The sequence below is a fragment of the Paraglaciecola aquimarina genome (assembly GCF_032464635.1).
GTDB lineage: Bacteria > Pseudomonadota > Gammaproteobacteria > Enterobacterales > Alteromonadaceae > Paraglaciecola > Paraglaciecola aquimarina.
The window spans coordinates 1,362,989-1,378,830 of sequence record NZ_JAWDIO010000002.1 but is presented as its reverse complement, the minus strand read 5'-3'; the positions used below and the strand labels follow the sequence as shown (position 1 = coordinate 1,378,830).

Annotated in this window: 9 protein-coding genes; 8 read left to right on the top strand and 1 reads right to left on the bottom strand. The window is 39.3% G+C overall.

Annotated elements, in window-relative coordinates:
- Positions 1-632 precede the first annotated feature (632 nt).
- The 5 genes from RS130_RS07295 to RS130_RS07275 all read left to right on the top strand — a co-directional run bounded on the left by RS130_RS07295 (position 633) and on the right by RS130_RS07275 (position 5,376).
- The gene (locus RS130_RS07295; protein WP_316025402.1) at positions 633-1,193 is read left to right on the top strand and encodes a hypothetical protein; all 561 of its coding nucleotides are present in this window, start codon (positions 633-635) and stop codon (positions 1,191-1,193) included.
- Positions 1,194-1,449: 256 nt separating this feature from the next.
- Positions 1,450-2,274 carry a DUF2971 domain-containing protein gene (locus RS130_RS07290; protein WP_316025401.1) on the top strand — a complete coding sequence of 275 codons (825 nt, stop codon included), beginning with the start codon at positions 1,450-1,452 and terminating at the stop codon, positions 2,272-2,274.
- A gap of 288 nt (positions 2,275-2,562) precedes the next feature.
- Positions 2,563-2,883, top strand: coding sequence for a hypothetical protein (locus RS130_RS07285; RefSeq protein ID WP_316025400.1), 321 nt, complete (start codon positions 2,563-2,565; stop codon positions 2,881-2,883).
- Between the two features lie 26 nt (positions 2,884-2,909).
- The gene (locus RS130_RS07280) at positions 2,910-3,467 is read left to right on the top strand and encodes a dienelactone hydrolase family protein (protein WP_316025399.1); all 558 of its coding nucleotides are present in this window, start codon (positions 2,910-2,912) and stop codon (positions 3,465-3,467) included.
- 730 nt (positions 3,468-4,197) lie between these two features.
- On the top strand, positions 4,198-5,376 hold the full coding sequence (locus tag RS130_RS07275; protein ID WP_316025398.1) for an ABC transporter substrate-binding protein: 1,179 nt from the start codon (positions 4,198-4,200) through the stop codon (positions 5,374-5,376).
- A gap of 1,116 nt (positions 5,377-6,492) precedes the next feature.
- On the opposite strand, the gene RS130_RS07270 is transcribed toward RS130_RS07275, so the two are convergent.
- The gene (locus tag RS130_RS07270; protein ID WP_316025397.1) at positions 6,493-7,494 is read right to left on the bottom strand and encodes a LacI family DNA-binding transcriptional regulator; all 1,002 of its coding nucleotides are present in this window, start codon (positions 7,492-7,494) and stop codon (positions 6,493-6,495) included.
- A 323-nt stretch (positions 7,495-7,817) separates the two neighbouring features.
- On the opposite strand from RS130_RS07270, the gene RS130_RS07265 reads away from it, so the two are divergent.
- From RS130_RS07265 to RS130_RS07255, 3 genes are all read left to right on the top strand, one after another.
- A complete protein-coding gene (locus RS130_RS07265) occupies positions 7,818-10,577 on the top strand; it encodes a TonB-dependent receptor (RefSeq protein WP_316025396.1) in 2,760 nt (919 codons plus the stop codon).
- 96 nt (positions 10,578-10,673) lie between these two features.
- Positions 10,674-13,799 (top strand): glycoside hydrolase family 2 TIM barrel-domain containing protein, encoded by a 3,126-nt coding sequence (locus tag RS130_RS07260; RefSeq protein WP_316025395.1) that lies wholly within the window; start codon positions 10,674-10,676, stop codon positions 13,797-13,799.
- 43 nt (positions 13,800-13,842) lie between these two features.
- Complete coding sequence (locus RS130_RS07255) at positions 13,843-15,237, top strand: MFS transporter (RefSeq protein WP_316025394.1); 1,395 nt, start codon at positions 13,843-13,845, stop codon at positions 15,235-15,237.
- Positions 15,238-15,842 lie beyond the last annotated feature (605 nt).

The following is a 15,842-nucleotide window of genomic DNA, read 5'->3' as shown; positions in this document are numbered from 1 at the left end:
AGAGTAACCAGACAAAATTGGTTGGGAACCATTTTGAACATCTGCAAGATGGCCCGTAGGGCAACATACAGGACGTACTTTGTAAAATGCCGGTCTCCAGCCAAGTTCTATTGCCTGCGCGACTTGCCTAATAGAGGTCGCAAAGAAGTGTTCCCGACAAACTTTGCTAAAATGACATCCTTGTCATTTACCCTCTATTAGCCTGCGTTGCTCGACGAGCTTGGAGTCGCGAAAAAATCAAAAGCATCGGCTTCGCCGATAAAAAGCAGTTGATAAGAATAGATTGAAGTAAAAGCAAAATATATCCTTACGTTTGTCGGTACGGTAGAAAATCCCCACCATTTAAAATATTTCCCTAACGTCATTCCTGCATGTCGTTAGCAGGAATCCATTCTTTCTAATCATCAAATAAGTTCATCTTACCTATTAAGTTTGGCTGTTTTGTCCAATAACAGCAGATCAACTACAAATGTTGTATTACGAAAGTATATTTTGCACATAGAGTAGTTATTCGTTATAAATTAATACCTTATGGGTCGTGTAAAAAACAGCCCGAATAAAATTAGACAATTTGTCGTGTTTGAGGCCCCCAAGTTGTCGTTAACTAAATTGTTATGTTTCAATGGAATATTATGTCAAAGTTTGAAATTGCTTTATATGCGGTCGGGTTTGGCTGGTTATTAGCACAAGGAACTGAATTTATTCGTTCAGTTTTTACTAATAAGTCTAAAAAAAATTCAGTAGTTGAAGAGATGTACGAATTAAAAATAATTTTAGATGAATCATCTGAAATTGCTAGGACTTCAGCTATGAAATACGGACATGATGGACATCATGCGTTTATATTACCTTCGAAATTAACTTCACCTGTATTTGATGCATATTACCATGAGGTTGCAGTTAGCTTTTCAGGCTGGCAGAGATTTAATATAAGGACGTTCCATAGTCATCTAACTCAGTACAATAATGCAATAGATTGGCTTCAAAAAACAGATTACGAAAAGAGAACTACAAATGCCATCATATTTAAGCTTTTTGAGGTATATAAACAAGCTTCAATGTCTATAGCATACTTAAAAGGCTGTGAAGAATCTGGAGGCAGAGAAAAACTATGTTCATCGCATCCTATAATGATGGAGCTTAGTGAAAGAATGTCAGAAGAATCTCAGTCTTTGCATTTTAGAAAAAGCTAATTAATAAGGACAAAAAAACAGTTAGCTTTTTTCGTTCCTCAACATTTTAGTCAACTATTAGAGCGTTAAGGCTGTAAAAAAGTTCAAGTCAAAAAATATAACGTGTTTTAGGTTGATTCTTTTTGAAGTGCAATGGTAAAACCTATCCAGATTTCACTTAGCAGTGCTATTTAGTGTGGGTTTTGTAGTGATTTTGATAATAAATTTAAGGCTGGGACTTTTCCTACAGCCTCGTTATAAGCATTAAGGAGGGATCGTGCTTTTCAAATACCTGCCAGTCGAACGACTAGATGTTATTGAAAATCTTAAGATAAGGTTTTCACCTTTTAGATCGTTAAATGATCCATTTGAAGCCTTCCCTCTAGTTGATATAAGTGAAGATATTAACCCTGTAATTAGTCAGGCGATTAGGGAGCTTGATGAATGTTGGGCAAATGCGCAGGAAAGTGAAAAAACTAGGACAAACAGCAATCTTTACGAGAAAACAAAAGCAGATTTCCGCAAGACTGCTCTAAATATCTCAAATCCGTATAACATTGGCTCTACCCTGACTGACTTTTTGAAGCATTTGGGGATACTATCATTGTCTAGAACCAATTCGAGCTTATTAATGTGGTCACATTATGCTTCATGCAGTGAAGGATATATTATTGGATTTGACGAGCATCATGAGTTTTTCCATAGACGGAACCTAGAGGGGGAGGTTGTTAGACCGTTACCTGTGATTTATACAACTAAGCGCTCATGTGTTAATGAGAATCACTATGCCTACCGCCAGAAATTATTTGGGGAAAAACCAGTTGAGTGGTCATATGAAGAAGAAGAACGACTATTTCTGAATAACTTGGATAGCAGATCTGCTACATCTAAAGATAAATACGGGATGGATATCATCCTGACTGATATCCCTAAAGAAGCTATCTCAAGTGTTTACTTGGGATGTAATTCATCCAGTGAAACTCAAAGTCGGGTTTGGGAAGCATTAAGGCTAAATCGGATTCAGGTTACTGTTTATCAAGCTAGTATATCTAGAACTGAATATAAGATTGAGTTCGAAGAAGCGGAGCGAAAATGCTTATGAACTCTTATTGAGACACCCATGATGAGTGTTATTGATTATGGATGTCTTAATTGCATTACTTGCATGGGTGTCTTAATTGCAGTTTAGCCCTTGCCATTCGCTAGTAGTTAACGTTTAATGACGGTAAGAAAATTAAACAGCATTCTTCGAACAGTGTGCATTTACCTCATTAATTCACGCTCATACTGGGCGTATACAAAAAGTTCAAGCAGAAAACCACTTGCTGATCTTCGGTCAGAACGCATCGTGTTTTCTGCTTAGCTTAAGCGTTATTTATCTAGGGGACTCATGAGTAAAGGTTATTTGAATTATTATCCTGAGACAAGCTGTTTTCCCGTTGGTGACCGAGAAGAAATTTTGGAAAAAGCGCGTCATGAAGCCTTCGTAAATATGAAACTTTCTGGTAAGAGTGCTTGGTATTTCTTCGGGAGCTTGATGTTGTTTTTTATCCCAACAGCCACATCTATAAACTATTTCGGGCATTTTTCACTGTCAACATTAATAGTATTTAGTGCATCGTTGCTCTCTCAATTTTTACTGAATAGATATTTTCAAAGTAAGCTCATTCGTAAAGGGATTAAAGCAGCCTTATCGAACTCCAGTAGTTGAGACCGGCGTTAAATGGTAGTAAACCTATGCAGAACATTATCGTTTCCGACATTTTTGGAAGAACAGAAGCTTTAGAAGAATTAGCTTCTAAATTTTCTGCTCCTACTGAAATCTTAGATCCATATTCAGCTAAATTTATGACGTTTCCAAACGAACAAGAAGCGTACGCCTATTTCTCAGAACACATAACTTTAGAACACTATTCAAACTACTTGCTTAATCGCATTCAATCCACAAAGTCGGCAATAAACCTAATTGGTTTCAGTGTTGGCGCATCTGCGATTTGGAAAATATCTGACAATCCTGATTGTATTAATGTAACAAGTGCTTATTGCTACTATGGCTCTCAAATAAGAAATAGTGTAAATATTGAACCATCATTTCCTATTAGCCTTACATTCCCAGCGTCAGAATCACACTTTTCTGTAAACGAACTCATAGATAATTTGATTCACAAGAACAACGTAACAATCAGGCGGGTATCCTATTTACACGGGTTCATGAATATTCATTCAGCAAATTACAATAACCAAGGTTATAGGCAAGAAATTTCAGCATTATGCGAAATGCCATTTAACAAATGACTGTAGTCACCCGCAGTTGCAAGCCTTATCCCCCTTACAAGGACAGGCATCATAACAATTAACTTGTGCTAGCCCAGGCTTGAGCTGACAGTTACCCATTTTTGAATTGTATGCATGTTGATTTACTGATGTTTATAAAATCGTATTTAAGAACACAAGATGGGTTCATGTTGATGGCATCACCGTGATGTCAAAACGTGTCGATATAACTATATTTTATCGACACGAACCTTAAAAAATCATCATCTCGAATTTGCGACATCCTGCTTTTTGTTTTTCTCTGTGTAGCGCAGCGCTCTGTGGCTCAAGGCTTTTGCTGTTATCTTTTTCTCGCCACTCTCGTCATTCCGGTAGTGTTTTGAGCCGGAATCGGTTTGCTTTAGCTGTTGTAAAGACAGTCACTTATTCGGCCTTGTGGATCCCTGCTAACAACATGCAGGGATGACGGAGTTAGGGGCAGGGATGGCGTAGGAGTGTCATGGGGATGTTTGCCGATCTCGTCATTCCGGTAGTCTTTTGAGCCTTCGTCATTCCGGTAGTCTTTTAAGCCGGAATCGGTTTGCTTTAGCAGTTGTAAAGACAATCACTTATTCTGCCATGTGATCCCCTGCTAACAACATGCAGAGATGACGGGCTTTATTGTTGGTCTGTAATTTGTACTGCCAAAGCTAAAAGACTATTCTACTAGGTGCCAAGGGAATTTTATAACTTGTCACAACACAGGACTAATATGAAGCTCATAATCTCTAGACTATCGAAAGCCTTGCCTATCATGCTTCTCGGGTGTTTCATTTGCATTGTCAGCCTAAATTCTCATGCGACAAAGTCAGCCATTAAACCTAATGTGCTATTTATTTATCCTGTAGGTAAGGGCTTTCCCTTTTGGGATTCACAAGTAGATTTTGCCCAGGCTGTCGCTAAGGCACTAGACATACAACTAGATATTGCCTACCCGCCTGTCGAATTCAGAAATCGATTTAACGCTGCAGCCTATATATCAGAACAACTAGATAAAAAAGAGCAGTTACCTGATATGCTTATTACGTCTTTTTGGTTAGGCTCAGAAGAAAAAATTATGAGTTTATTGCAAGAAAAGAATATTGACTTAATAAGTATCAACTCCGACATATCACCTAGTCAATACTTACAATTAGGGAAACCTAGAGAGCGCTTTTCTCGTTGGTTAGCCACTCTTTCTCCAAACGATACACTTGCTGGAAAATTGTTAGCAAAGAGCATTATTCAATCGTCAAGAAAAATACGTTGCCCTTTGGAAGATTGCCGTGTCAACATTTTTGCTATCTCTGGCCTCAGTTATTCAGCTGTCAGTAAACAAAGAATTGTTGGATTAGAGCGCATGGTATATCAAGACAGACAAAGTCGTTTATTGAATATAGTGTTTGGTAACTGGGATCGTCAACTAGTAGCTAGTATGGTCCCCAAAATACTATCTCGACACCAAGATATTCATGCATATTGGGTAGCAAGCGACGTGATGGCGTACGGTATTGAAGATGGGCTAAATCAACAACAACTTAATTTACCTAGCAACACTATCATTGGGGGGATTGATTGGTCGGCTCCCACTATCGATAAAATTAGATCAGGAGAAATGCAAGTCAGTGTTGGGGGGCATTTTTTAGAAGCCGGTTGGAGTCTAATTTTGTATTACGATTACATAAATGGCGCAGACTTTGCTGACGAACTAGGCACCATAATCAAAACCCAAATGAGTGTATTAAACAAAGATAATATAGAGTTGTTAGGTCCATTCTTACAGTCTCCGTCATGGTCTACAACAATGATCAAAAAATATAGTAAACAACTTAACCCTGCCAGACAAAGTTACAACTTGAACCCCCAACAACTCATATTAGAACACTCTAAAGCGCAGGTCTTACTGCAGTAATCTGCAATCAACAGGATCAGAATGGTTGATTCCAGTCAGAAACATTCTAACTTTTTCTCTATGTAGGTCAATCATACATAGTTTCTCTGTGTACCTCTGTGACAAGCTTTTTGCTTTAAGCTAATAAAAGCAGGATCCCTGCTAACAACATGCAGGGATGACGGAGTTTGGGGCAGGGATGACGTAAGAGTGTCATAGAGATGTTTGCCGCTCTCATCATTCCGGTAGTCTTTAAAGCCGGAATCGGTTTGACTCTAATCTCGTCATTCCGGTGGTTTTTAAGCCGGAGATCGGTTTGCTTTAGCAGTTGTAATGACAATCACTTATTCGACCTTGTGGATCCCTGCTAACAACATATAGGAATGACAGGCTTTGAGGTCGGCCTGTAATTCTGCCTTAAGGCTCTAGGGCAATGATGGGTGTCTTGATTGCACCAATTGATGTCACTAGTTATGGAGCCCTAAATTGCAATATTATATTTTGCTTTGGTTTTTAGCTAACAAGAGCTGGATCCCTGCTAACAACGTGCAGGGATGACGGAGTTTGGGGCAGGGATGACGTAAGAGTGTCATAGAGATGTTTGCCGCTCTCATCATTCCGGTAGTCTTTTGAGCCTTCATCATTCCTCTAGTCTTTTGAGCCTTCGTCATTCCTCTAGTCTATTAAGACTTCGTCATTCCGGTAGTCTTTTAAGCCGGAATCGGTTTGACTCTACTTCCGTCATTCCGGTAGTCTTTTGAGCCGGAGATCGGTTTGCTTTAGCAGTTGTAAAGACAATCACTTATTCGGCCATGTGGATCCCTGCTAACAACATGCAGGGATGACAGACTTTGATGTCAGTCTGTAATTTTACCTTTAGGCTTTAGGGCAATGATGGGTGTCTTGATTGCATTGTTGGCTCTAGGGCAGTGATGGGTGTCTTGATTGCATTGTTGATTGCAGTTATGGGCTAGGCACTTCTATACCCAATTTTCTTGCTTTCGCTTTTAGATTATAAACGTTTTTGAGAAAGGTTAATTGGCCAGCCTGCTTCGGTTCACGATGTTAACTCTTAATGCAAGCTATTACATCAATATGACTAACTGCTAGCAGTAGCAAGTCAGTTAAGTACAGCAGCTAAACTTTACTCACTGACTTTCTTGTCACTATTTCTGGAACAAAGCGGTGTGTTTTGTTGATCTGTTTAGCATCTTTGGCTGTTAGTTCTAACGATAATTTAACTGCATAAGCAGCCATTTCTCGTATCGGATAATGCATGGTAGTTAAGGCAGGTCTGCAAATAGTAGATATGGCGAGATCATCAAAACCTACGACTGAAACATCTTCAGGTACTTTCACTCCCCTATCTTGTAATTCGTTCATTGCGCCTGTCGCCATATTATCGTTATAAGCTAAAATACCAGTAAATTCAGGTGCTTGAGCCAATAACTCCGAAACGGCTTGTCTCCCGCCATCTATAGTAGGCGGGGCAGCGACAATAGGGCATCCATCAATATTAATTCCTTCTTGTCCAATAGCTTGTTTAGCCCCATGAATTCGGTCCAAAGGGTCTGAAATAGAGGAATTACTTGTAACAAAGGCTATTTTTCTATGTCCGTAGTTTAGTAATTCAGTTGCCGCAATATAGCCGCCGGTCACATTGTCGATACAGACACAACGATTAGCAATTTGAGGGATAAAGCGATTAATCAATACCAATCCAGGGATCTGTTTGCATAAGGCAATGATTTCACTTTCTTCACAATGTAGTTCATCTAAAATGATATTTTTGAAACCACGTTTTCTTAAAGTATCTACAGCCTTTAAATGATTGCTCGTGGTGCCTTTAGAGTTACAAATATCAACTATCACACCTAAGTCATCAGCAGCTTCTATGACACCTGCGGCCAAAGTACCAAAAAATGCGAGTGACAAATCAGGTGTCACTAAACCAATATTACTTGAATTTTTATTAGCCAAAGCGCGAGCGTTAATATTAGGTATATAACCCGTTTTTTTTATCGCTTTTTCGACTTTATCTTTGACTGATTGAGCAACAACATTTTTCCCACTCACCACTCTAGATACAGTGGAAGTTGATACTCCAGCTAAATCTGCGACGTCTTTCAGCGTTACCATTATTGTTGTCACTGCACCAAACTAAAAATAGAGAAATGAGTATCCATTAATTTTCAGTTAATTACCACTTACCCTATATGAAAACCCACTAAAACAACCTAAACATGCAAACGCAACCACCTTTAAATCATTGATATCAAATGACAATTAACATTATTATCACATTTAACACTGCAAGCGCTTGCAAGATTTTAACATTGCACATATTATGTTCACATACTGATGTGCTCGCGGGTTATTGTTTGAAGCACCAAACAATATTTTTTAACCAATAGGGCTCTTCAGTACTGCTAAATAAATATTTACCTTTAAAAGGATAAGAAATGTATAACAAGAAATTTTTAGCTTTGTCTGTAGCTTGCGCTGTTGGCAGTTCAATAATAAGTATTCAGGCACATGCTCAAGAAACTAATGAAACCGAAATTATTTCAGTCACAGGTATTAAGGGCAGTTTAATAAGAGCGATTGATACAAAACGTGAAGCAAGTGGATTTGTTGATTCCATTTCTGCCGAAGATATAGGTAAGTTTCCCGATCAAAATGTTGCCGAGTCACTACAGAGAATTCCTGGTATTTCAATTGATCGTAGTGGAGGTGAAGGTCAGCGTGTAACGGTTCGTGGTTTTGGCCCAGAATTTAATACCGTGCTAGTTAACGGTCGAACAATGGCCACTGAGAACCAAGAACGTGATTTTAGTTTTGATACTTTAGCTTCTGAGTTAATTAGTGGAACGGACGTAAATAAAACGTATTCCGCTAGAATGACGGATGGTGGCATCGGGGCTACGATCAATATTAAAACAGCGAGACCATTTGATTTTGACGGGTTTGAAGCGGTCGTGAATGCTAAAGCTTTATATGAAGATAAATCAGGAGAAACGACACCTCAAGTTTCAGCTTTAATGAGCACTCGCTTCGCAGATGATAAGGCTGGTTTATTAATTTCGTTATCGCACCAAGAGCGAAATGCAAGAATTGATCAGATAAACAATCGTGGATTTTTACCCAGTGTCGATTTATCTGATATTGGTGGTGAAGAAAATTCATTTATCCAGCAAACGAATGATCAAATAGTCGATTTTCAAGATCGCACGCGAACCGGCGGTACTGCAGTGTTGCAGTTTGCTCCTTCTGATGACGTCACATTAACAGCAGATGTTATCTATTCTGATTTTAACGTCGAATCGAATGCGACCTCAATTGGTCACTGGGTTTGGGATACAGATCCTAATATTGATGAGCCTTCCCGTGTTCTGGAAACCGATGCGAACAATACGGTTATATCTTTTGCACAAAGCGCACGAGCTTCTACAGATTTGGTTGCACGAAGCTTTAATCGACCCACAGAAACATTTGCGTCAGGTCTTAATATAGATTGGGATGTGAGTGACTCACTTAATTTGAGCCTCGATGTATCTCAGTCTGAAGCAGAATCTAAAAACGGCGGTAACGATATATTTGCTGTTATTGGCTTCAGTAATGGCGGTGTAACACAGGTGAACAATGGTACATATGTTGAGTTACAAGGTGTACCGGAGTTAGACCCAAGTATGGGGCGGGCACATATAGTAAATAGACAGGGGTTGGGAATTAAGGACGAAGTATCAGAAATAAAACTTGATGCTACATGGTATGTGGACGCTGGCCCTCTGAAAGATCTGAAATTTGGCTTTTCAAATCATGAAAGGACAAAAACACGAAATGATGTACGTACTGATGGTAATGTTTCATGTCTGTATTGCGGTTATCCCATTGATGTTCCTTCGAGTTTGCTATCTGACTTTAGTGTTTCTGGATTTATGTCCGGTGAGAATGCCTCAAACATACCCACAAGTTGGTTAGAAATTGATGCAGAGGCATATATCGACTTTTTGGAAAGTTCTCAAGCAGCAACTAATAACGATACCGCAAGAGGAAACCCGGTAGGCACGACTCAGGCTGTATTGGATGAGTTTGGCGGTTTCCAGGCCTTAACACGCCCAGATTCTTTCGCGATTGAAGACAAAATATCCTCAGCTTACATTGAGCTTGATTTTGAGGGAGATCTCGGCAGTCTACTTTGGACGGCGGAAGTGGGTTTACGTTACTCAAAGACAGAAACGACGGCGATGGGACAGCAAGCATATATTATCGGATTGGAAGAAATTCCTAATGACCCAACATTGCTTACCCGAGTGTTAACTGACGAATTATTCCCAGTAAACGAAAAAAATGACTATTCAAATGTATTACCTACATTTAACTTTCGTTTAGAACTTACGGATGACTTACAGGCACGTGCGGCGTATTCACAAACCGTAACCCGGCCTACTTTTGGTAACTTGGCACCGCGTATTTCTTATGATGTGGTTAGTCCTGGTGCGTTAAGAGCCAGCAGCGGAAACCCAATGCTCGATCCATATGAGTCCACTAATATCGATCTTGGTTTGGAATGGTATTTTGGCGATGCAAGTTATTTGTCAGCAACTTACTTTTCAAAATCAGTCGATAACTTTATCGTGAGTGGTATTAGGAGAGAAGTGTTCCAAAACCCAACAACTGGAGCGGATGTTCTACCAGAAGATGGGTCTGATCCAACGTGGGATATCTCATCTGTAATTAATTCTCCTGAAAAACTTACAGCGGATGGTATTGAACTCGCTTACCAGCAAACGTTTGACATGTTACTAGGGCTATTTAGTGGTCTGGGTTTGATGGTCAATATGACTCTTGTTGATAGTAATAAGGAAATTGATGTTGATAATTTGGATGAATCATTTGCGTTAACAGGTCTAGGCGACTCAATGAACCTCGTCTTATTTTATGAGAAAGGGCCAGTACAATTCCGTCTTGCACTAAATCAACGTGACCAATTTTTACAAACCCTTAGAAATGGCACTGGTGGAGATCCGATCTATGTTGAGGATTATAGTCAAGTTGATATGAGTGCTAGTTACGACATCAATGATTCGGTCACGGTTTTTGTTGAAGGTATTAACCTTACTAATGAAACTATTCGATCGCATGGTAGGTTCTCAAATCACGTTGTATCAATCGTAGACTCCGGCGCACGTTATACCGCTGGTATAAGAGCTAACTTCTAATATAGCTTTTACTTTGAAAGCTAGCTTACTTTTGTAAGTTAGCTTTTAATTATTAGTGTATCCCCTTACGTTATTAAAAATAAATTAAGAAATTTTATGCCATTACCTAGCTATTTACCCTCGAATTTTTGGGAAGCCCCAGAACTGATTAATATTCATAGAATAGCATCACGTCCACGCCTTATTTCCAGTCAAAGCATAGCGGCTGCTTTATCTGGATCGCCAGAAGCCTCTCCTTTTCATCTATCTTTAAGTGGTGAATGGTATTTCAAATATATTGAACATCCTAATCAGGCCCCTGAAGATTTTGCTAGTGAAGGATTTGATTTTTCAACTTGGGATAAAATCCAAGTGCCCTCTAATTGGACAATGAAAGGTTATGGCAAACCTCACTATACCAATGTACAAATGCCTTTCTCTAATTTTCCTCCATGTGTTCCGGCAGAGAACCCAACAGGCCTTTATTACACCACATTTGAAATTGATGAAAATTGGTACCAACGTAAGACTATATTGCATATTGGCGGTAGCGAAAGTGTATTAGCACTGTGGCTAAATGGTACATTTATAGGCTTAAGTAAATGTTCACGTTTACCGGCTGAATTTGATTTACAAAGAGGATTACAAAAAGGTACAAACACACTAGCTGCTATGGTAGTGCAATGGTCTGACGCATCATTTATTGAAGATCAAGATCATTGGTGGATGGCTGGCATTTTCCGAGAAACATTCTTGCGCTCAACACCAAAAGTAAATATAGAAGACCTATTCATCAAACCAATAGTAAGTGGTGATTTACAAACAGCTGTCATAGACCTCAAGGCCCGCCTTAGTTTCCCACAAATTCCCTTTGGAAATTGGCAACTCAGAGCCACACTTTTTGATGAGCATAATCAAAAAGTATTTAACGAAGAATGGATAACTTCTTTTCAAGCACAAAGCTATATTGAGCGGGAATATTGGTGGCAAATACGTTCAGAAAAAACCATCAAAAACCCAAAACTCTGGAGTCATGAAACCCCCACTTTATATAAGTTAGTAGTTGAATTAATTGATGAAAATGAAAATATTGTTGAAACGTTAGGACAATCAATCGGTTTTCGCAGAGTAGAAATTAAAGACAGATCACTATTAATTAATGGACAACGCGTCATTATAAACGGAGTCAATCGACACGACCATCATGATACTGATGGTAAAGCATTATCCCGGGAAACCATGGAATTAGATGTACTGACCATGAAGCGTTTTAATGTGAATTCTGTCCGTTGTGCCCACTATCCAAACGACAGCTATTTTTATGAATTATGCGATAAACATGGGTTATATGTTATCGATGAGACTGACATAGAGAGCCACGCTTTTCGTCTGAATCTATGTGATGAACCACGATATGCAACCGCTTGGCTTGATCGCGGCATGAGAATGGTGCAAAGAGACAAAAACCATCCAAGCATTATCTCTTGGTCTTTAGGTAATGAAGCTGGCTACGGATGCAACCATGATGCCCTTGCTGCTTGGATCCGCAAATATGATGACTCCCGCATTATTCATTATGAAGGTGCCACTAGGGATATGCATTGGGATGATAACTTTGATATCCAATATGATGAAATTCGTTCACATCGACCCGATCATTTTTTAGCAACAGACATCATTTGCCCCATGTACCCCTCATTAGAAAAGTTAATTAAATTTTCTAATGAGGATAACGATCCTAGGCCCTGTATACCTTGTGAGTATTGTCATGCTATGGGTAACGCCAATGGCAATTTAAAAGAATATTTTGAGCTATTTGAAAGCTTACCTAGCCTACAAGGTGGTTTTATCTGGGAGTGGATTGACCATGGTATTGCCAAATACACCGAACAAGGACAAAAGTATTGGGCTTATGGTGGCGACTTTGGCGATAGTCCCAACGACATAAACTTTGTAATTGATGGCCTTGTTTGGCCAGACAGAACACCACATCCCGCTTTATTAGAATTTAAAAAGCTAGCACAACCCATTGCTATTGAACAATCATCAGAAAATCCCTTAGTGTTTAGTATTAAAAACAAACAATACTTCGCCACCATCAGGTGGTTAACATTTAATTGGGTAATTGAATCCGAGGGAAATGAAATTGTTAAACAACACGACATTTTATTAGACATTCAGCCTAGGAAAACAGTTGAATTAACATTACCCGCTGATGCCTTAATAAAAGCCAATACAGCTGGCAAAGAATCTTATATTCGCTTTAGTATTACCGCTAAACAAGATCAATCATGGTGCCAAGCCGGTGATGAAATTGCATGGGAACAACATAAACTATGCAATGCAAAATCACTAGATATTGAGCCTAACAATTTTTCAAATATAACTGTAGAAAAAGAAGGAGTTTTACATTGGCAAGACATTCAATTACAAATGGATGTCACTACAGGTTTATGGCAATCATGGAAAAAAGGGGGCATCGAACTTTTAGCACTTGCTCCAAAATTAAATTTATGGCGCTGTCCAGTTGATAATGACGGTTTACGATTAAAAAATGAAACTCGTCCCAAACCTTTAGCCAAATGGCGCAAAGAAGGTTTAGACAAAATCGATTTACAGTTAGCCTCAAGGCAACAATCAACGATTAACGGTATTCCCCAAATTGTTGTAAAACATGAAGTCACCTTAAATAGCGGTAATAAAATACAGCAAGAAACCACTTGGCAGTTATTAAATGACGGTTTAATCACTGTTGATTCAGTCATAGAAATTGATGCTGAAATACCTGATTTACCTCGTTTAGGCATGCAATTAATGCTTACTGAAGGCATAGAAAAATGTGAATGGTTTGGTATGGGACCACATGAATCCTACTCAGATCGTAAAGCTGGAACCTGGATTAGCCGATTTGAAAGCTCGGTAATGGATCAATATGTACCATACATACTACCTCAATCTCATGGTAATCACACCGATGTGCGTTGGCTTGAGCTCACTCATAAAAATGGAGCACAAATACGCTTAACATTTCCTGAGCCGCTGAATATCTCTGTTAGCCACTTTACCGACCACGATCTAGAAAGCGCTCGGCATACAAGTGATCTTAGCCCTCGTAAAGAAACAGTCGTCAATATTGATTATCAACAACGGGGGCTAGGCAATGCAGCATGTGGTCCAGATACCCTTGAGAAGTATCGAATCTATCCTAGCACCTATCACTTTCAATATTCGATACAACTTTAAGCAGTGTTATTAAAACAAAGGCATCAGAGGTTCAATTAATATAATGGTAAATAAACAAAACACTTATCTTTCCTTTGGAGAAAAAGTGGCTTACGCAGCAGGGGATGTTGCAGTAAATTTCTTTTTTAAGTTTTTCCAATTCTTTCTGTTTTATTACTACACCGATTCAGTAGGGCTATCTGCAGGTGTGGTTGGTAGTATATTTCTCGTCTCTCGACTACTAGACATGGTGACAGATCCTGCAATGGGGGCGATAGCCGATAGAACCAGAAGCCGATGGGGTAGTTATCGCCCATATTTACTATTTATCGCTATACCATATGGTATTTGTGGTTATTTAATGTTTTTAAATCCGCAGCTATCAATGGAAGGAAAGTTGATTTACGCCTTCATTACTTATTCACTAATGATGCTAGCATTTACCGCCATTAACATTCCTTATGCTTCACTTTCTGGGGTTATGACGCCATTTTCTAGCGAACGAACCGCTTTATCTGGATATCGCTTTGTGGGAGCATTTTCTGGAGGCTTATTACTCACATTGCTGATTAGGCCGTTAGTAAAAGTACTCGGCGTCGAAGATGAAGCTGAGGGGTTTAGGTTAACCATGGCGCTTTTTGCCGTCATATCGATTTTACTGTTCTGGGTTACATTCTTCTTTTGTAAGGAACGTATAAAACCAGCTCCACAACAAAAATCAACTATTAGAAATGATTTTAGCAGTTTACTGAAAAATCGACCTTGGCAATTATTAACCCTTTCATACATAGTACATGGCATGTATTTTACAATACATGGAGCAGTCACTTTACATTTTTTTAAATACTGGATAGGTGATGATAGTACAGCCATATTGGGACCTTTTGATCTATCCACTCTGTTTTTGGCGACCAGTTTATTGTTCAGCATTATTGGGGCCAGTCTAACCAAATTTTTTTGCGCTTATATAGACAAACGTATGCTGGTTATTTTAGCCGCTCTAGTAAATTGCATAATTATGGTCGCCTTCTATTTCATCAAAGACAGTAACCTCCCATTATTGTTTGTATTACAAGCAATCAATGGTATTGCCGTTGGCTTTATCCCTGTATTGCAGTGGTCAATGTATGCCGACACTGCAGATTATGGCGAATATAAATATCAACATAGAAACACAGGTGTCATCTTTTCGGCTGCGCTTTTTGGCTTGAAACTGGGGTTAGCTATTGGCGGTGCTTTAGCTGGTTGGGTATTAGCTGCTTTCGGTTTTATTGGCAATATTGAGCAAGATGCACAATCTAAATTAGGGATACTACTATGCTTTAGTTTGATCCCAGCATTGCTAGCTTTAATTAAAATTTTCATCATGGTGTTCTACCCATTGCGCGACAAAACCATGGAAAAAATTGAGTTAGCCCTAATAGAGCGAAAAGGTGAATTACATGCACCATCACAGTAGGGCTGCATGTAACAGAGAGCAAGTAATCTACCTTTAAAAGGCCAACCCTATTAAGGCACCCATAATTGATGTCACTAGTTATGGAGCCCTAAATTGCAATATTATATTTTGCTTTGGTTTTTAGCTAACAAGAGCTGGATCCCTGCTAACAACATGCAGGGATGACGGAGTTTGGGGCAGGGATGACGTAAGAGTGTCATAGAGATGTTTGCCGCTCTCATCATTCCGGTAGTCTTTTGAGCCTTCATCATTCCTCTAGTCTTTTGAGCCTTCGTCATTCCTCTAGTCTATTAAGACTTCGTCATTCCGCTAGTCTTTTAAGCCGGAATCGGTTTGACTCTACTCCCGTCATTCCGGTGGTCTTTTGAGCCGGAATCGGTTTGCTTTAGCAGTTATAATTCTGCCTTAAGGCTCTAGGGCAATGATGGGTGTCTTGATAGCGCAATGATGGGTGTCTTGATTGCATTGATTGCAGGAGTGTCATAGAGATGTTTGCCGCTCCCGTCACTCCGGTGGTCTTTTAAGCCTTCGTCATTCCGGTAGTCTTTAAAGCCGGAATCGGTTTGGCTCTACTCCCGTCATTCCGGTGGTCTTTTGAGCCGGAG

Bases quoted from the DNA above. Each gene is read 5' to 3' on its own strand.
- RS130_RS07295 (WP_316025402.1), top strand. From the start codon at position 633: ATGTCAAAGTTTGAAATTGCTTTATATGCGGTCGGGTTTGGCTGGTTA.
- RS130_RS07270 (WP_316025397.1), bottom strand. From the start codon at position 7,494: ATGGTAACGCTGAAAGACGTCGCAGATTTAGCTGGAGTATCAACTTCC.
- RS130_RS07260 (WP_316025395.1), top strand. From the start codon at position 10,674: ATGCCATTACCTAGCTATTTACCCTCGAATTTTTGGGAAGCCCCAGAA.
- RS130_RS07285 (WP_316025400.1), top strand. From the start codon at position 2,563: ATGAGTAAAGGTTATTTGAATTATTATCCTGAGACAAGCTGTTTTCCC.
- RS130_RS07275 (WP_316025398.1), top strand. From the start codon at position 4,198: ATGAAGCTCATAATCTCTAGACTATCGAAAGCCTTGCCTATCATGCTT.
- RS130_RS07255 (WP_316025394.1), top strand. From the start codon at position 13,843: ATGGTAAATAAACAAAACACTTATCTTTCCTTTGGAGAAAAAGTGGCT.
- RS130_RS07265 (WP_316025396.1), top strand. From the start codon at position 7,818: ATGTATAACAAGAAATTTTTAGCTTTGTCTGTAGCTTGCGCTGTTGGC.
- RS130_RS07280 (WP_316025399.1), top strand. From the start codon at position 2,910: ATGCAGAACATTATCGTTTCCGACATTTTTGGAAGAACAGAAGCTTTA.